The sequence below is a fragment of the Luteibacter sp. GL_149 genome (assembly GCF_057834065.1).
In genome coordinates this window covers 970,198-987,660 of the sequence record NZ_CM174395.1, presented here as the reverse complement: position 1 = coordinate 987,660, position 17,463 = coordinate 970,198, and the positions used below count along the sequence as shown (strand labels likewise).

The following is a 17,463-nucleotide window of genomic DNA, read 5'->3' as shown; positions in this document are numbered from 1 at the left end:
TCAAGAGGTGCCCATCCCGTGACCTGGAAGGAAGCAACCCCTATGTCCCAACGTACCGAGTTAGCAGGATTGGCTCGAAGCCAGGCCATCAGCGTGAGCGAACTTGCCCGACGCTTTGGCGTGAGCCGCAAGACGGCCTATAAATGGATTCATCGTCAGGCCTCAGGCGAGCAACCGGAGGATCGTTCGCGGCGTCCACAGCGATCGCCGTTGAAGACGGCGTTGCCGATCGAAGAGGCGATGGTGGCGCTGCGTCACCAACATCCTTGCTGGGGTGGCCGCAAGCTCGCCAAGGTGCTGAGCAATCGAGGGCATACGGGCGTGCCAGCCCCGAGCACGATCACCGACATCCTGCGTCGGCATGGCCTGCTGGCACCTCCGGCACAACGATCGCAACACCGTTGGCAACGCTTCGAACATCCCTCGCCGAACGATCTGTGGCAGATGGACTTCAAAGGCCCTATCGACGTGGGTCAAGGCCGGTGCGATCCGTTGACCGTTCTTGACGATCATTCCCGGTACAACCTGGTATTGCGGGCGACGACCGATCAACGTGGATCGACCGTAAAAACCGCGCTCATCGACACGTTTCGTCGCTTTGGCTTGCCCTTGCGCATGAATATGGATAACGGCAACCCATGGGGCATACCGTCCGGTCGATCACGGGATCTGTCCACTTTTGCGATCTGGTTGATCCGAGTCGGTATTGGGTTGAGTTGGAGCGCGCCCGCGCATCCGCAAACCAATGGCAAGGACGAGCGCTTTCATCGGAGTTTCAACGCCGAAGTGGTTCGCGGTCGCTCTTTCGCCAATATCGACCAAGCCCAGCAATCGTTCGATCAATGGCGTGCGATCTACAATGACATGCGACCGCACGACGCCCTTGGCTTGGCCGTTCCCGCGGATCGTTACCACCCCAGTCCACGGCCCTTTCCCGAGATACTACCGGCGATCGAATATGCTCCTCAGGACCTTCTTCTGAAGGTCGACCAGCGCGGACGCATTAAGCTGTTTCGCCGCCCTCTTGTCGTCTCCACCGCGCTCGGTGGTTACGTCATTGCCGCCCGTCCGCGCGATACCGAAGATGGCGTTTATGACCTTTATTTCTCCCACCAACATATCGGGGAAGTCGACCTGAACGAAGCGAGCTAGACTGTTACCTATGTCCCCGCACGTTTGTTACCCATGTCACCGGTCTATACACGTGCGCCGGAATCCGCGGCGGCCACGTGTGGCGGGCGACAAGATCGCACCAGGCGAACGCGAAGGACCGGCCTATACCGTCGGGTTGAGGAATTTGTGGATCGCCTGCACCACCACTGATCCCTCGCCCACGCCCGATGCCACGCGCTTGACGGAACCGGAGCGGACATCGCCCACCGCGAACACGCCCTTCAGTGTCGTGGCATACGGCGAATCCATCGACGACACGGCGCAACCGCTACCCGTTTTCACGAACCCCTTGTCGTCCAGATCCAGACAGCCGTTCAACCAGCCCGTATTCGGCTCGGCGCCGATCATCACGAACACACTGCTGATCGCGTTAGTACTGCGATTCCCCTTGTCGTCGATCCATTCCACCTGGCGAAGATACGTGTCGCCCGCCAGCCGGTCGATACGGCAATACGTGTGCAACGTGATACGCGGCGACTGCGCGATACGCTGAACGAGGTAGTCGGACATCGTCGCGGCCAGTCCGCCCGAACGAACGAGGATGTGCACGTGCGATACGGTACGCGACAGAAAGACAGCCGCCTGCCCCGCCGAATTGCCGCCGCCCACCACGACGACTTCCTCGCCGTTGCATAGCGTGGCCTCCATCGCGGTCGCGGCGTAATGTATGCCCTGCCCTTCGAATCGCTCGTAGTCGGGCACGTCCAGCTTCCTGTAGCGCGCACCCGTGGCGACGACGACGGTGCGCGTCGTCACGGTCGAACCATCGTCGAGCGTCAGGCGGTAGGGATGAGACGAACAGTCCATGCCCGACACCGCGCGCGATACGGCCATGTGCGCGCCGAACTTCATCGCCTGCACCTGCGCGCGACCGGCAAGCGCCTGGCCGGAAATGCCGGTGGGGAACCCGAGGTAATTCTCGATCTTCGAACTGGTGCCCGCCTGCCCGCCGGGAGCCAGCGCTTCGAGCACCAGCGTGTCCAGACCTTCGGACGCGGCATATACCGCGGCGGCGAGCCCCGCGGGACCCGCACCCACGACAGCGACATCGTGTATGTGAGCGCCATCCACCTGCAGACTGAAGCCCAGTTCGTCGGCCAGCTGCGCATTCGTGGGATTGCGCAATACGTGCCGGTCCGGTGTGATGACCACCGGGCATTCGTGCGGTTCGAGGCCGAAGCTGTCGATCAGGTGACGGGCGTCCTCGTCGATTTCGGTGTCCAGCAACCGGTATGGATAACCGTTACGGATAAGGAAGCTGCGCAGCCGGATGGTGTCCGCGCCGTGCGCAGAGCCGGCCAGCGTGACGCCACCGTGCCCATGCTGGATCAGCCCCACCCGGCGAAGGATGAAGGCGCGCATGATGATCTCGCCGATATCCGGCTCGGCGGACACCATGCGCCGGAAGTTGGCCGGGGCCACGCGGATCAGGCGCGTATCGGCGCCGGTCCGGCTGTTGACAAGGATCTGACGCTCGCTGAAAAGGTCGACCTCGCCGGTGAACTGGTTCGGACCATGGACGGTGAAGACGTTCGGATTGCCGGCCTCGTCGATGTCGTAGACCTCGATGCAGCCTTCGAGCACGAACAGGTAGTCGACCCGGCGATCGCCACGGCGAATCAGGATCGTGCCTTTCGGTACATGCTCTTCGCGCCCGTATTGCCTGACGCGCGCGGCCATATCCGGGTTCAGGTGCGGAAACGTCTGCTCCTGGCGCATGTACGGATCGGAGGGATTGTGGCCGGACGGCTGGTTCATCGTGGGCGTTCCTTAAGGGGACGAATACGGCCGGATGGCCCGGCTCCGACGAACGGTAGTACGCGGCGGGAGCGGCAACTTGTACTTATTTATCACCCCCACGGCGTGCGCTTCCCTTTAAGCTTGCCCCATCAAACAGGGGAAGCCAATGTCCGAAGTCGAAGTGCTGCCGCCGCCCGTACCGCCGACGGTCGAGCCCCGCTGGATGCGCTGGATGCGCTCGCCCGCGGCACGCATCGCGATCTTCGTCGCGCTGCTCATCGTCCTCGGCTTCGTGGCTCGGGCGATCAGCCACGCCATCTACGGCGATTCGCGCAAGCACCTCGCCTTCATGGACGTCACGCCCCTGGTCGAAGCGCTGCGCCTGCTCCCCATCGTATTGGCCTACTGGATACTCGTTCGTTTCGTGGAGCGCAGACGTATTGCCGAACTGGCTCCGCGCAAGCTCGTCCCCCACGTATTGCTGGGTCTGGCCGCGGGTTTCGCACTCTTCAGCGCGGTCGTGGGTGTCCTGTGGTCCTTCGGCGCCTTCACCGTCTCGGGGATCAACCATGATGTGGTCTGGCTCGGCCCCATCCTCGTCCTGGGCGTCGGGGCGGGTGTCGGCGAGGAAATCATCAGCCGTGGCGTGCTCTTCCGCATCGTCGAGGAAGGTCTCGGTACGTGGGCGGCCTTGCTGATATCGGCGGCCTTCTTCGGCGGCATGCATCTGGGCAATCCCAACGCCACGACCTGGAGCGCACTGGCGATTGCACTCGAAGCCGGCCTGCTGTTCGGCCTCGTCTACCACGTCACGCGCTCCCTCTGGGTCTGCATGGGCATGCACGCCGCCTGGAACGTCGCGCAGGGCCCCTTCTACGGCATTCCCGTTTCCGGCTTCGATCAGCATGGCCTGCTCGCCTCGCATATGCAGGGCCCGGACTGGCTGACCGGCGGAGCATTCGGTGCCGAAGCGTCGGTCGTGGCGCTTGCGCTGTGCTCGATCCTGACGGCAGTCTGCCTTGCAGTGGCGATTGACCGCGGCTCCATGGTGCCTCCGTTCTGGCGTCGTCCGAACCGGCACCTGCCCGTCACCTCGTGATCGCACGTATGTAGCCCAGGCAAGGATGCCGGTTTTCCTTAAGCCTTTCCGGTATCCCTATGTCGTCCAGCAGCAAGAAACAATCATGGCTGGCCAACCAGCCGCTCCAGCGCAAGATGCTGATTGCCATCTGCGCCTTGCTCGTCGTCTTCCTGGCGGCGAGCGCCGCCAACCTGCTCTCTCTGGCCCGCGAGAAGGAAACCAGAGCCTGGTCGATGCACACCTACGAAGTGCTGGTGGCCCTGGCCGATGTGGAGAACGACGCGCAGAGCCGGCAGGTCGCCGCCCGCGGTTACCTCCTGAACCTGTCGACCGGCGAGTATGCGGATCTGGAAAAAGCGGACACCGAGCTCACCGCCAGCCTCGCGAAACTCCGCGAACTGACTGCCGACAACCCTCTCCAGCAGGGACGCATCGACCGCCTGGTCGAGATGCTCGACCGCTGGGAAAAGGAAGTCATGAAAGGCGCCATCGATCCCGTGCGGGAAATCGGCACGGCATCGACGCCAGAGGCATCCCTTGCGCGCGACGCTATCCGCCGCACTTACCTTGACCATCGCACGGTATTGATGACCGACATCCAGGCGCTGATCGCCGACATGTCGGCCACGGAAAATGCCTTGCTCGTCCAGCGTAACGCCGCACTGGACGACACCCTGAACCTGGTCCGGGCGTTCAACATCGGTTCGATCCTCGTGAGCCTGCTGTTCGCCGGACTGGTGCTTGCCATGACCTTCCGCCTGATCACGCGCCCCATCGTGCGCATGACCGAGCTGATGACACGGCTGGCGGCGCACGATCACGATGTCGACATCCGTCAGCTGGACCGTCGCGACGAAATCGGCCAGATCGCACGCGCCCTGCATGTCTTCAAGGAAATGGCGATCGACACGGCCGGCCAGACCTGGCTCAAAAGCGGCGTATCGGCCATTTCCAGCAAATTGCAGGGTGCAACGACCTACCGCGAATTCGCCCATGTGCTGACCGGCGAACTGGTGCCGCTGCTGGAAGCGGGCGTCGGCGTGTTCTACGTATGGAACGACGACTCCTCCACGCTCGAACTCCTCGGCAGTTACGGTTACCGCCAGCGCCGCCACGCCACAACCGGGTACGCCATGGGCGAAGGCCTGATCGGACAGGCTGCCGCCGAACGCAAAACGATCGTTCTTCAGGACGTTCCGGACGACTATGTCCGCATTCATTCCGGCACGGGCGAAGCGCCGCCCCGGTCGATCGTCGTCATCCCCGTGCTGTCCCGCGATGCGCTGCTCGGCGTCGTCGAGATCGGCAGCTTCGCGCACCTGACCGGTATTCAGGAGCAGCTGCTCGACGAGTTGATGCCCATCGTTGCGCTGTCGCTGGAGAACCTGGGCCGCGCGCTGCGGACTCGTGCCCTGCTCGACACCACCCAGAGGCAAGCCGACGAACTACGCACTTCCGAAGACGCGTTGCGCGCCCAGCAGGCGGACCTGCAGGCGACGAACGCCGAACTCGAAATCAGGACGTCCGAACTCCAGGAGCAATCGCAGCGCCTCGTCGCGTCGGAAGAAGAGCTCCGGGTACAGGCGGAAGAACTGCACGCATCCAACGAAGAACTGCGCGAGAAAGGCACGACGCTCAACCAGCAGAAAGACGCGCTGGAGATATTGCAGCGCGACACGCAGGAAAAGGCCGAGGAACTGGCACGCGCCAGTCAGTACAAGTCGGACTTCCTCGCCAACATGTCGCATGAATTGCGCACACCGCTCAACAGCCTGCTTATCCTGTCGCGCAGCCTCGCCGACAACGACGAAAACAACCTCAGCGGCGAGCAGGTCGAATCGGCGCGCATCATCCACGATGCGGGCTCCAACCTGCTGCGACTCATCAACGACATTCTCGATCTGTCGAAGGTCGAAGCCGGAAAGATGGAACGGGTGATCGACGATTTCGCCATCGCCGACCTCATTCGCACGCTGGGCCGCACGTTCAACCATGTCGCCCAGGAAAAGAAACTCGACTTCACCATCGACGTCGAGACTGGCCTTCCTTCCACTATCCGCACCGATGCCGCCAAGCTCGAACAGGTAACTAACAACCTGTTGAGCAATGCATTCAAGTTCACATCCGACGGGAAAGTCGCGGTGCACATCGGCCGCCCGTCGACCGGTCTGGCATTGCCGGCGACACTCGATCGCGCCACCGCCATCGCCATCGCGGTCACCGATACCGGTATCGGTATTCCCAAGGAAACATTCCAGCGGGTTTTCCACGCCTTCGAGCAGGTCGACGCGAGCACCAGCAGGCAGTACGGCGGCACCGGACTGGGACTGGCCATCTCGCGACGCATCACCGAACTGCTGGGAGGCGATATCGTGCTTGCCAGCGAGCCCGGCAAGGGAAGCACGTTCACCATCGTCATTCCCGAACAGGCAACGGAAGACGGCACGCGTCCGGAACCCATTCCACGCGAGCAAGCCGCTGCCGAAGCCACGCTGCCGCTCAGTCCCGCATTGATCGCCGACAGCATCGACGACGACCGCGAGACGATCGTCTCGGGCGACACGATCATCCTTATCATCGAAGACGACCCCGCCTTCGCCCGCATTCTCGCCGACATGGTCCACCGCAAGGGCCATCGCGTACTGGCATCGGCCGATGGCGAATCGGGTCTGCAACTCGCTCGCCAGTTCCAACCCACGGGCATTCTTCTGGACGTCATGTTGCCCGGCATGGACGGCTGGACGGTCATCGAGCGCCTGAAGGGCGAACCGCGCACGCGCCATATACCCGTCCATTTCATTTCGGCAACCGACGATGCGACGCGCGGCCTGGAACTCGGAGCCGTCGGCTTCCTGACCAAGCCCGTCAGCCGCGAAGCGATCTCCAAAGCATTCGAACGTCTTCTGCATTTCGCCGGAGGGCGCACGCGCCATCTGCTGGTGGTCGACGACGATGCCAGCGCTCGCACGGCGGTGCGCACCCTGCTCCGCGACGACTCGGTCGTCATCGACGAGGCGGCGTCGGGCGAAGAAGCACTGGTCATGACGGCCGACAATACCTACGACTGCATCGTGCTCGACCTTGGCCTCCCCGGCATTTCGGGTATGGACTTCCTCGAACGCCTGTCGAAAGCGGGCAACGTTCCTCCCGTTGTCGTCTATTCGGGCCGGGATCTGAGCCGCGAGGAAAGCCTGAAAATCAGACAGTACACGGACAGCATCGTGATCAAGGGAGCACGCTCGCCCGACCGCCTGCTGGACGAGGTCAGTCTGTTCCTGCACAGCATACGCAGTGGCTCGAGGCGCGCCGATGCCGGCGACGCCCATCAGGGCGAAGTCGGACTGAACGGTCGCAAGGTGCTGCTGGTCGACGACGACATGCGCAATCTTTTCGCCCTGTCGAAAGTACTCCGGGCAAAAGGTATGAACGTGGTAATGGCGCAGGACGGCCAGAAAGCACTGAAAGCCATCGACGACGACGGCTCGATCGAACTGGTGCTCATGGACATCATGATGCCGGTCATGGACGGCTACGAGACGATGCGCGAGATTCGCGCACGCCCGGCCGTCGCGCGCATCCCGATCATCGCGCTCACGGCCAAAGCCATGCGCGGGGATCGCGAGAAATGCCTGGAGGCCGGTGCCAACGATTATCTGTCCAAACCCATCGACATCGATCGCCTGCTGTCGATGATCCGCGTCTGGCTGCCGTCCTGATCCGATGGATATCGAAGACATCGAAATCGAACTGTTCGTCCGCGCCATGCAACTACGGCATGGCTACGACTTCAGTGGCTACGCGCCCGCATCGCTGAAACGGCGCGTGCAGCAGCTGGTGCGCACGCACGATATGAAGGACATCAGCGAGCTGAACCGGCACGTGCTTCACGAAGACGGTTTTCTCGCCCGCGTGATCGAAGGGCTGTCGGTACCCGTCTCGGAAATGTTCCGCGACCCGAAGGTTTTCGGCGCACTGCGCGACACGGTATTCCCCATACTCGCCTCCTATCCCCAGATCAACATCTGGCAGGCGGGCTGCGCCCATGGGCAGGAGGTCTACTCGCTGGCCATTCTGCTGGAAGAAGCCGGGCTCTACGAACGCTCGCAGATTTACGCGACGGACTTCAACGATGCCGCGCTCGCCCTGGCGCAGGAAGGTATCTACGCGACACGCGATGCGCGCGACTGGTCGCGCAACTACCAGGAGGCCGGCGGCGCCCGCTCGCTCAGCGACTACTACAGCGCACGCTACGACTTCATCAAACTGGATCACCGACTGCGTCGCAACGTCACGTTCGCAAATCACAATCTGGTGACCGACGACGTGTTCTGCGAAGCGCATCTGATCCTGTGCCGCAACGTCCTCATTTATTTTTCCAATCCGCTGCAGGACCGTACGCTGGGCCTGTTCCGCGACAGCCTGGTGCGCGACGGCTTCCTTTGCCTGGGTACCCGCGAAAACATCGACTTCGCGCCCTCGGCTACCGATTTCTCCGCCGTCGACAGCAGCCTCAGGATTTATCGGCTCGGAGGGCGACTCGCGAAATGAACGCGTGGAATGCGATCGTCATGGGCTGCAGCGCCGGCGGACTTACCGCCCTCCAACACGTGCTCGCGGAACTGGATCCCGACATCCCCCAGCCCATCCTGGTCTGCTGCCATACCGGGTCGGCCGATGTCGCCCTGTTGTGCGAGCTGCTCGCGCGGCATTCGCGCCTGCCCGTCGAGGAAGCGCGCGAGCGTGCGCCGGTACGGGGTGGCGTCGTACACGTCGCGCCCAGCGGCTATCACCTGCTCGTCGAACCCACGCTGCGCTTTGCCCTGAGCGTCGACGACAAGGTCGCATACTCCCGGCCTTCCATCGACGTCATGTTCGAGTCCGCGACCGACGCGTTCCAGGGACACCTGATCGCCGTCCTGATGACGGGTGCCAACGCCGACGGCGCCGAGGGACTTGCCTATGTGCGCCGACACCACGGATACGCCGTCGTCCAGGACCCGGCCAGCGCCGAAGCCAGCGCCATGCCCCAGGCCGGTCTCGATATCGCCGGCGCCGACGCATGCGTGCCCCTGAACGCCATCGCAGGAACGCTCAACCGCTTATGTCTGCCATGAACGCCTTACGCCCCAAGATCCTCGTCGTCGACGACACGCCGGCCAACCTGGTCGCCATGCGCCGGCTGCTTGTACGCGCCGACGCGGATATTTTCGAAGCCGGCAGCGGCAACGATGCGCTTGCCCTGTGCCTGGATCACCAGTTCGCGCTGGTACTGCTCGACGTGAACATGCCGGAGATGGACGGCTTCGAAGTCGCGCAGCTGATCGCCGAGGCCGACCAGCTGCGGGAAACGCCGATCATCTTCGTTACGGCCGCATATGGCGACGACGTCAATCGCATGAAGGGCTATACGTCCGGTGCGGTCGACTATATCGCCAAGCCGATCAACGACGTGATCCTGCAGTCGAAAGTACGCATCTTTCTCGAACTGTATCGCGCACGGGCGCTACTGCAACAGGCGTTGGACGAACTGTCGCTGCGCAACGCCCAACTGACCAGCGAGGTCGCCGAGCGCACCCGTATGGAAGAGCTTGTCCGCCACCAGGCCACGCACGATGCGCTGACCGGCCTGCCCAACCGCGTGCTTTTCCGCGACCGGCTTTTGACGGCTATCGATCAGGCGAACGAGAAGAACCTGCACTTCGGACTGGCATATATCGATATCGATGGGTTCAAGAGCGTGAACGACGAACACGGACATGGCACGGGCGATGCGCTTTTGCAGGCTATTGCGTCGCGGCTGAATGGCCGCACTCGTGCGGACGATACGGTCGCCCGCCTTGGCGGCGACGAATTCGCCGTACTGCTGAAGGACGCGACGGATGCCGACGCCGCGCTGGCGCGCTGCCAGACGTTGTGCGACGCCATCGCGGAGCCCTATACGCTGGACGTGCGCAGCGAGCGCATCGCGACAAGGATCGGTGCCAGCATTGGCGTGGCGATGTTCAGCCGCGACCCGGACGGCGATGGTTACGACCGGCTGGTAACACGCGCCGATACCGCGATGTACGAGGCGAAGCGCAGCGGCAAGAACCGCTGCGTCATCGCGCCCGGCTAACCCCTCAGATCATCGTATCCAGCGACGCTCATACCCGCCCGACTCTCTGGTCGACGTAATCATGCCCGTCGCCTGGTTTAAGCCAGCAGTCCCGGCAGACACCCTCTGTGCAATGGTCGCAGCTCCGTGGGGAGCGCGCCTGCGCGCGAAAGGGGGCCTCGCCGATACGATCCGGTTAAGGACAGCCGCTGGGCGGCTCGTGTTATTCGTGACTTGGCCGCCTCACGCTCGTGTGTCGGGGAGGCCGTGGCCGGGTTGGCCCTTGGGGCCTTCGGCGCCGTCCCTGCGGGAGCGGGCCGTAGCGCCACTTCGCTCCGTCACTAGGTATCGCGGCCCTCGGCTAAGGCGGCCCCAAGGGCCAACCCGGCCACGGCACCGGCGATTGCGGTTTGCTGGAGGCAGAGCACGAGCCGAGCACGTGACGGACCGAACCGGACGCGGTCATCACCGGTCCTGCGTCACGCGATGCTTTCCCCCACGTAACCGCAACACCCGGAAGAGCCGTCGGCTACCCCCTCGACGCGACTTGCGGAACCGAGCGCGGCGGGCGGAAAAGGCCCGGAGGGGGGGCGAGACTCGCGTAGCGAGGCTTGATGCGGAGCACGACAGCGCGACCGGCTATCTGGCCGGGGACGCCCGGATCGAGGTGTAAGTCAGGCAATGCGCCTACGATCACGTAAAGTCGCAAACGACATCGGAAGATGCGCTACGCCACGGATGCGCTTGCAGAAAATCTCGGCTTCGCGCCGATCAAACTTGGCGGACTTTCAGAAGGTGGACTGCTTGTGCAGGCGCGCGGCAATAGCTGGGGTCAACTGATCTTCAAGGACTTGGTCAAGTTCGACTGATCCCCGGCAATCCTTCCAAGCCGATCTGACTCAGCGCATTGCCTTTTTGGCAGTTTACTTTTTGACATCGTTGCTGGGCCAGTTTGTCAGGATGGCGCTCGTAATAAGGTGAATAAGATGATCTGCCCGTGGTGCGAATGAGGGCAGATCGACAAGCCAGCCGAGCGCCGCCATCAGGCCGAATAGGTCGTCCCCATTCATATCGGCACGTGCTGTCCCTTCGGCTTGAGCACGCAGCAACAGTCGTGCACTCGCTGAGTGCACCGCTGCGCATGAAGCATAAAGAGCGGAGTCCGGGTTCGCGTGGGCGGCCGCCATCAGGGCGACAACGCCCCTATAACTTTGAGCGAATGCCATCCATTCGCGGAACCAGGACACGAGCGCTTCGCTAGGTGAACTCGATGTTTCGAGTTCGTCTGCCTTCTGCGTCAGTGCGTCCAGATTCGTACACAACAACGCTTCAAACAAGGCTTCTCGCGTCGGGAAATGACGCAGCAGTGTAGCCAACCCGACGTCAGCTCGGCGGGCGATATCTCGCATGGACGCATCGGCGCCATGCTCGGTGATGACATCACGAGCGACGGCGAGGACATGGCTGTAATTTTTTTTTGCGTCGGCTCGCATGACTACCTTGACAAATGGATCACCGATCCATATATTTGGATCAATGATCCATTTCGACTATTCGTGATGTGGATCAGCGATCCAAATGATACAGCGCCTTTGTATCCATGGGAACAGCGGCGCTGTCTTACACCACAAACGAAAGGCGAAAGATTGTGAAAAAACTAGAAGGCAAGGTTGCCGTCATCACGGGCGGAAGCAGCGGGATTGGCTTGGCCACAGCCAAGCGCTTCGTGGAAGAAGGTGCGCACGTCGCGATCACTGGGCGACGAGAGAAAGAGCTGAAGGAGGCCGCCGCCGCCATCATGAGAAACGTTACGACGGTCGTGGGCGACGTGTCGCGCTTGGAAGATCTGGACCGGCTCTATGCCGTCGTGGAAGAGAAGCATGGTCACATCGACATTCTCTTCGCGAACGCGGGCGCAGGGACAATCGCACCGCTCGCGGTAGCGACCGAGGCCCATTTCGACCAGACCTTCGACGTGAACGTGAAGGGGATGTTCTTTACGGTGCAGAAGGCCCTTCCCCTCTTCAAAGACGGCGGTTCGATTATCCTGACCTCTTCGGTCTCAAACGTGCTCGGGCTTCCGGCATTTACTGCTTACGCCGCGAGCAAGGCGGCTGTACGCAACTTCGCGCGCGGCTGGGCCAAGGAATTGATAGACCGCAAGATCCGTGTGAACTGCATGAGTCCCGGAGCGATCGACACCCCGGCCTTGGCGACGACGACGGGCCTTACCGCTGAACAGGCTGAGCAAGCAGCCGCGCAGTTCATCACGCAAATCCCAATGGGCCGCAGGGGCACGCCCGAGGAAATCGCCGCAGCAGTCACGTTCCTTGCCTCCGACGAAAGTTCCTACATCACCGGTATCGATCTTCCCGTCGATGGGGGCATGGCGCAGGTCTGACCCTGGCGCGCTCCCGTGGGGTCAATTGATCTTTAAGGATCTGGTCAAGTTCGACTGATGAATCGTGATCGAATAGTTCGATGATCACATTTAATCCGCAGATTGCCCCCACGCGCCGCGCACTCGTCTCCCAATCGCAAAGGAGATCCCAATGTACGACCAATCCAAATTATCCGAGTTGATCCGGTTTGCACGAGTCGATGCGGGCTCCACCGTCATCGACATTTATCCAGGCGACGGCGACTGGACCCGTCTCTTCTCCGACGTCGTGGGACCCAAAGGACGGGTCTACAGCTTTGTGCCGGCCGAAGTCGCCCACTTCAAGAACGATCCCGTCGGCCGCATGCAGACGCTTGCGAAGGAGCCAGCGTTCGTCTGGTACTGGAGCATGAACACCTTGCGGCCCGCTGGGGTAATCTTGCACAGGAAGCCGGGCACCACGGTATCCCGCAGTTCGACGGCCTGCGCCTGAGCTTGTGCCGATTCAACGGCGGTCTTGGTGAGCTTGATCTTAGCCATGCTGACTCCTCGGATAGCCTCGGAATCCAGGTGTCAGCTAAGAGCCGTCAGAAGGAAAGCCGGGGCGGGTTTCGGAAAGCACCGGCATATGTTGAAGCGATCTAAGCCCTTGATAAACATGCTGTATCTGGCTACGTCGTACTCCGTCGCATTTCGGTGCTGGAGTCAGCGTGAAACAAAAAAAGGCCCGCGTTTCCGCGGGCCTCTGTTTCCATCAACGCGACCCTCAGGCCGCCCTGACGTTCTTCACCGGATGCTCGCCGCGGATCACGGCCGAGCGCAGTTCCGACGTATCGAAGTCGTCGACCGAGATGAATTCGGCGACGCCGTCACGCACGCGCTGGAGCAGTTCGCGCTCCGCCGCGGTGATGGCGCCCAGCTTCTCGGCTTCGATCAGCTGGTCGTTGTACTCGTGCGCCTTGATCAGGCCGCTCTTCTGCGCCTTCACCAGCTTGCGCTCCACCGGTTCGGCGGCGATCACGTCGGGCAGCAGCGCGTTCATGCGACCTACCGTGTTGTTCGCCGTCGGGGTCAGGTATGTCCATGTCGTCAGGCGGTCGCGGGCTTCGCTGGGTGCCGTGATCAGCGCGGCGACGCGACGACCCAGGCGATCCGACGGCGGCACTTCGCGACGACCGAACGGGAAGACCAGCACGCGCAACACCCACGCCACCGGACGGACCGGGAAGTTGCGGATGACGCCATCGAGCGCTTCTTGCATGCGATACACGCATTCATGGAAGGCCCACGCCAGCAAGGGGCGGTCGGCTTCCGGACGGCCCGTATCCTCGTAGCGCTTCAGCATGGCGCTGGCAATGTAGAGGAAGCTCAGGACATCGCCGAGACGTGCGGAGAGCTTTTCCTTGAACTTCAGCTTGCCGCCCAGCACGCCCATGGCGACGTCGGCGCAAAGCGCCAGCGCGGCGGAGTAACGATTGAGCTTGCGGTAGTAACGACGGGTATACGCATCGCCGGCGGTTTCGCCGATGCGCGATGCCGTGATGCCGAGCGTGAAGCTGCGCACCGCGTTGGAGATACCGAAGCCGACGTGACCGAACAGCGCTTTGTCGAAGGTGCTCAGACGCTCGCGATAGTCTTCGATAGCGAGCGCCTGCATTTCCTTCAGCACATAAGGATGGCAGCGGATAGCGCCCTGACCGAAGATCATCAGGCTGCGCGTCATGATGTTCGCGCCCTCGACCGTGATGGCGATGGGCACGCTCTGCCAGCCGCGCCCCATGTAGTTCTTCGGGCCGAGGATGACACCCTTGCCGCCGTGCACATCCATCGCGTCGCTGGCGATCTGGCGGCACCATTCGGTGGCGTGGTACTTCGCAATAGCCGACGGCACCGCTGGCTTTTCGCCGCGATCGACGGCCGCGGCCGTGGCACGCGACAGTGCCTGCGTCGCATACGTCAGTCCGCCGATACGGGCGAGCGCTTCCTCGACACCTTCGAAGCGCCCGATCGCCAGACCGAACTGCTTACGCATACGGGCATACGAACCGGTAGCCGACACGGCCATGCGCGCGGCACCCGTGGCGTTCGACGGCAGCGAGATCGCGCGACCGACCGACAGGCATTCGACCAACATGCGCCAACCCTGCCCGGCCATGTGCGGTCCGCCGATCAGCGTCGACAGCGGCACGAAAACGCCCTTCGCATGAATCGGGCCATTCTGGAACGGCGTATTCAACGGGAAGTGGCGACGACCGATTTCCATCCCCGGGGTTTCGCGCGGCAGCAGCGCCAGCGTGATGCCGAGATCTTCCTTTTCGCCCAGCAGCTTGTCCGGGTCGTACATGCGGAACGCAAGGCCGACCACCGTGGCAACCGGTGCCAGCGTGATGTAGCGCTTGTCGAAGGTCAGACGGATACCGACGGTTTCCTCGCCGTTCCACATGCCCTTGGTAACGATGCCGTAATCCGGAATCGACGTAGCGTCGGAACCGGCATAGGGACCAGTCAGCGCGAAGCAGGGAATTTCACGGCCGTCCGCGAGACGCGGCAGATAGTGGTTCTTCTGTTCGTCGCTGCCGTAATGCATCAGCAATTCGCCCGGCCCGAGCGAGTTGGGCACGGCCACCGTGGAAGCCAGCGTCTGCGACATGCTGGACAGCTTCTGCAACACCGCCGAATGAGCCAGCGCGGAGAAACCGAGGCCGCCGTAGGTCTTCGGGATGATCATGCCGAAGAAGCGATTCTTTTTGAGGAATTCCCAGATGTCCGGCGGCAGGTCCGCCAGCTCGTGCGTGATCTGCCAGTCGTCGACCATGCCGCAGAGCTCTTCGACGGGCCCGTCGAGGAACGCCTGCTCTTCGACGCTGAGCTCGGGTTTCGGCTGCTTCAGCAGCTCGGACCATTCGGGCTTGCCCGAGAACAGCTGGCCCTCGAAACCGACCGTGCCGGCTTCGAGCGCGGTCTGCTCGGTAGCGGAGAGCTTCGGCGTGACCTTCGCGAACAGCGAGAGCAGCGGTGCACTGATCTTCTTGCGGCGGAAATCCACCATCAGCAAGGGAGCGGACACCAGGGCGAGGACGATCAGCAGGACCACCGTCGTGACGGGCGCGCGGGCAAGCAGCCCGACGACCAGGACGGTGACAGCCGTCGCCACGACCCACGTACGCAGGCTGGTGCGATGGTAGGCACACGCGCCGGAGGCGATCAACGCCGCAAGCACTACAAGAATCACGGACATCGGGGTTACCTCGTTACTGTCTTCAGGCTTCGATGCAGCCGGGACGTTTCGGACCCGGCCGGTTGGTACTCAGATTCGGTTACAGAGTTTCCACAAACGTGGCGATTTCCCGCGTGAACGTGTCATTGGCGTCGCCGGCGACCATGTGGGTCGCGTCCGACAACGCCACGTGCCGCGCGTGCGGAACCAGCCGCAGGAATTCGTCGACGGTATCGCGCGACACGACGTCGCTGCGACCACCGGATAAAAGGAGAACAGGCACCTGGACGCGGGCGGCGGCGGCGAACAGACGCGGCTGATAGCGTTCGCTTTCTGCGACGACGCCCTCGAGCAGCGCCGGGTCCCAGTGCCAGCGCAGGCGGCCTGTTTCGTCCTGACGCATCAATGGCCTCAGCTGCGACTCGGTCTTGCGTTCGCGACGATGCGGCATATAGATCTCGATCGCCGTCGCTGCCTCGTCGTAGCTGGCGAATCCGTCGGGGTGCGCGCGCATGAAACCTAGGATACGTTCGACGCCGGCCGTTTCCCAGCGTGGCGTGATATCGACCAGCACCAGCGCCGAGAAAGGCGCGGCGCCTTCAGACTCGCCCGCGACCACCAGGCCGAGCAAGCCGCCCATCGAGGCGCCGACCAACACCGGGGCGACGCCGTCTTCGCTGGCCCGCCGGGCGACGACGGCCCCAAGGTCGGCCACGAACTGTTCCATGTGATAGTCGCCGCCCGGCAAGCGATCGCTTTCACCGTGGCCTCGCGCATCGAAGGTCGTCGCGTCGAAGCCGCGTTCGGCAAGACTTCGGGCCGCGCCCGTCCAGGCGTTCCGCGTCTGGCCGAAACCATGCGCGAAGACCAGCGACGGCCGGCGCGAACCGGGCCACCGCTCGACAGCGATAGAGATACCGTCACGGGATACGACGGTCTCGCGCCGGGATGTAACGAGGGAGGGATTGGCAACCATACGCCTGAGTATGTAACTCCATTGCCATCGCGTCAATACGCCGCCGTACGGTCATTCAACGCGTTGAAAGTCAAGGTCTTATGCAGCATGGTGGGGCACGCCCCGATTGCAATGCGCCGCCGGTCCGCTACCATGCGCCGATGAATGCCGGTGCCAAAAACGAACGAGTCCGTCTGTCCGCCGAAGATTGGGAAGACGGCGCCCTGGCCCTTATCGCCGAACAAGGCGTGGGCGCCCTTGCTGTCGAAGCCCTCGCGCGGCGCCTCGGCGTCACCAAGGGTAGCTTCTATTGGCACTTCCGTACGCGTGAAGCCCTGCTTCAGGCGGCACTGGAGCGCTGGGAGGAATACGGCGAACGGGAAGTCCTGGGCAAGATGGAGCTGATCAGCGATCCGCGCCAGCGCCTGCCGGAACTGTTCCGCCGCGTGGCGCACGAATTGCAGCCGCACCGTGTCTACGCCGCCCTGCTCAAAGCGCTGGACCACCCACAGGTGGTGCCGGTCATGGCGCGCGTGTCCCAGCGACGGATGGATTTCCTCAACGCGATGTATCGCGAGGCCGGCCTGGAACCGGTCACTGCCCTGCATCGCGCGCGTCTTACCTATGCGGCATACGTGGGTTTCCTTCAACTCAATTTCACGCTGGGACTGCCGCGACTCAGTCACGATGAATTCGACGCTTACGTCGAACATGTCATCGCGACGCTGACGCCGGAAAAAACCGGCAACTGAACGATACGGCGCAGGATGCTGCGTCGTACCTTGCCAATACCAGCGCTCGCAAACTACTGTCTCCCCATGTT

Annotated in this window: 14 protein-coding genes; 9 read left to right on the top strand and 5 right to left on the bottom strand. The window is 62.7% G+C overall.

Annotated features, from left to right (window positions below):
• Positions 1-18 precede the first annotated feature (18 nt).
• Complete coding sequence (locus AC3IR3_RS04400) at positions 19-1,152, top strand: IS481 family transposase (RefSeq protein WP_489195795.1); 1,134 nt, start codon at positions 19-21, stop codon at positions 1,150-1,152.
• Positions 1,153-1,275: 123 nt separating this feature from the next.
• On the opposite strand, the gene AC3IR3_RS04395 is transcribed toward AC3IR3_RS04400, so the two are convergent.
• Positions 1,276-2,931, bottom strand: coding sequence for an FAD-dependent oxidoreductase (locus AC3IR3_RS04395; RefSeq protein ID WP_489195794.1), 1,656 nt, complete (start codon positions 2,929-2,931; stop codon positions 1,276-1,278).
• A gap of 148 nt (positions 2,932-3,079) precedes the next feature.
• Between AC3IR3_RS04395 and AC3IR3_RS04390 the strand changes: the two genes are divergently transcribed.
• The 6 genes from AC3IR3_RS04390 to AC3IR3_RS04365 all read left to right on the top strand — a co-directional run bounded on the left by AC3IR3_RS04390 (position 3,080) and on the right by AC3IR3_RS04365 (position 10,957).
• On the top strand, positions 3,080-4,012 hold the full coding sequence (locus tag AC3IR3_RS04390; RefSeq protein ID WP_489195793.1) for a CPBP family intramembrane glutamic endopeptidase: 933 nt from the start codon (positions 3,080-3,082) through the stop codon (positions 4,010-4,012).
• Between the two features lie 59 nt (positions 4,013-4,071).
• Positions 4,072-7,710: a response regulator gene (locus AC3IR3_RS04385; RefSeq protein WP_489195792.1), complete on the top strand. Its 3,639-nt coding sequence runs from the start codon at positions 4,072-4,074 to the stop codon at positions 7,708-7,710.
• Positions 7,711-7,714: 4 nt separating this feature from the next.
• On the top strand, positions 7,715-8,542 hold the full coding sequence (locus tag AC3IR3_RS04380; protein ID WP_489195791.1) for a CheR family methyltransferase: 828 nt from the start codon (positions 7,715-7,717) through the stop codon (positions 8,540-8,542).
• Complete coding sequence (locus tag AC3IR3_RS04375; protein WP_489195790.1) at positions 8,539-9,108, top strand: chemotaxis protein CheB; 570 nt, start codon at positions 8,539-8,541, stop codon at positions 9,106-9,108. The genes AC3IR3_RS04380 and AC3IR3_RS04375 overlap by 4 nt, the downstream gene beginning before the upstream one ends.
• Positions 9,105-10,109 (top strand): diguanylate cyclase domain-containing protein, encoded by a 1,005-nt coding sequence (locus AC3IR3_RS04370; RefSeq protein ID WP_489195789.1) that lies wholly within the window; start codon positions 9,105-9,107, stop codon positions 10,107-10,109. The genes AC3IR3_RS04375 and AC3IR3_RS04370 overlap by 4 nt, the downstream gene beginning before the upstream one ends.
• A 701-nt stretch (positions 10,110-10,810) precedes the next feature.
• A complete protein-coding gene (locus tag AC3IR3_RS04365; RefSeq protein ID WP_489195788.1) occupies positions 10,811-10,957 on the top strand; it encodes a hypothetical protein in 147 nt (48 codons plus the stop codon).
• Between the two features lie 54 nt (positions 10,958-11,011).
• Here AC3IR3_RS04365 and AC3IR3_RS04360 read toward each other — a convergent pair whose 3' ends face one another.
• A complete protein-coding gene (locus tag AC3IR3_RS04360) occupies positions 11,012-11,581 on the bottom strand; it encodes a TetR/AcrR family transcriptional regulator (protein ID WP_489195787.1) in 570 nt (189 codons plus the stop codon).
• Positions 11,582-11,736: 155 nt separating this feature from the next.
• Here AC3IR3_RS04360 and AC3IR3_RS04355 point away from each other — a divergent pair, with 155 nt between their 5' ends.
• Positions 11,737-12,489, top strand: a complete 753-nt coding sequence (locus tag AC3IR3_RS04355) for an SDR family NAD(P)-dependent oxidoreductase (protein ID WP_489195786.1) — start codon at positions 11,737-11,739, stop codon at positions 12,487-12,489.
• A gap of 288 nt (positions 12,490-12,777) precedes the next feature.
• Here AC3IR3_RS04355 and AC3IR3_RS04350 read toward each other — a convergent pair whose 3' ends face one another.
• From AC3IR3_RS04350 to AC3IR3_RS04340, 3 genes are all read right to left on the bottom strand, one after another.
• Positions 12,778-13,008: a hypothetical protein gene (locus AC3IR3_RS04350; RefSeq protein ID WP_489195785.1), complete on the bottom strand. Its 231-nt coding sequence runs from the start codon at positions 13,006-13,008 to the stop codon at positions 12,778-12,780.
• 226 nt (positions 13,009-13,234) lie between these two features.
• Entirely contained in the window at positions 13,235-15,706 is a 2,472-nt protein-coding gene (locus AC3IR3_RS04345) for an acyl-CoA dehydrogenase (protein WP_489195784.1), read from the bottom strand.
• A 79-nt stretch (positions 15,707-15,785) separates the two neighbouring features.
• Positions 15,786-16,661, bottom strand: a complete 876-nt coding sequence (locus AC3IR3_RS04340; protein ID WP_489196879.1) for an alpha/beta hydrolase — start codon at positions 16,659-16,661, stop codon at positions 15,786-15,788.
• A gap of 140 nt (positions 16,662-16,801) precedes the next feature.
• Between AC3IR3_RS04340 and AC3IR3_RS04335 the strand changes: the two genes are divergently transcribed.
• The gene (locus AC3IR3_RS04335) at positions 16,802-17,392 is read left to right on the top strand and encodes a TetR/AcrR family transcriptional regulator (protein WP_132141962.1); all 591 of its coding nucleotides are present in this window, start codon (positions 16,802-16,804) and stop codon (positions 17,390-17,392) included.
• Positions 17,393-17,463 lie beyond the last annotated feature (71 nt).

Coding starts and splice junctions, on each gene's coding strand:
- AC3IR3_RS04395 (WP_489195794.1), bottom strand. CDS start 2,931: ATGAACCAGCCGTCCGGCCACAATCCCTCCGATCCGTACATGCGCCAG.
- AC3IR3_RS04390 (WP_489195793.1), top strand. CDS start 3,080: ATGTCCGAAGTCGAAGTGCTGCCGCCGCCCGTACCGCCGACGGTCGAG.
- AC3IR3_RS04385 (WP_489195792.1), top strand. CDS start 4,072: ATGTCGTCCAGCAGCAAGAAACAATCATGGCTGGCCAACCAGCCGCTC.
- AC3IR3_RS04380 (WP_489195791.1), top strand. CDS start 7,715: ATGGATATCGAAGACATCGAAATCGAACTGTTCGTCCGCGCCATGCAA.
- AC3IR3_RS04375 (WP_489195790.1), top strand. CDS start 8,539: ATGAACGCGTGGAATGCGATCGTCATGGGCTGCAGCGCCGGCGGACTT.
- AC3IR3_RS04370 (WP_489195789.1), top strand. CDS start 9,105: ATGAACGCCTTACGCCCCAAGATCCTCGTCGTCGACGACACGCCGGCC.
- AC3IR3_RS04365 (WP_489195788.1), top strand. CDS start 10,811: ATGCGCTACGCCACGGATGCGCTTGCAGAAAATCTCGGCTTCGCGCCG.
- AC3IR3_RS04360 (WP_489195787.1), bottom strand. CDS start 11,581: ATGCGAGCCGACGCAAAAAAAAATTACAGCCATGTCCTCGCCGTCGCT.
- AC3IR3_RS04350 (WP_489195785.1), bottom strand. CDS start 13,008: ATGGCTAAGATCAAGCTCACCAAGACCGCCGTTGAATCGGCACAAGCT.
- AC3IR3_RS04345 (WP_489195784.1), bottom strand. CDS start 15,706: ATGTCCGTGATTCTTGTAGTGCTTGCGGCGTTGATCGCCTCCGGCGCG.
- AC3IR3_RS04340 (WP_489196879.1), bottom strand. CDS start 16,661: ATGGTTGCCAATCCCTCCCTCGTTACATCCCGGCGCGAGACCGTCGTA.
- AC3IR3_RS04335 (WP_132141962.1), top strand. CDS start 16,802: ATGAATGCCGGTGCCAAAAACGAACGAGTCCGTCTGTCCGCCGAAGAT.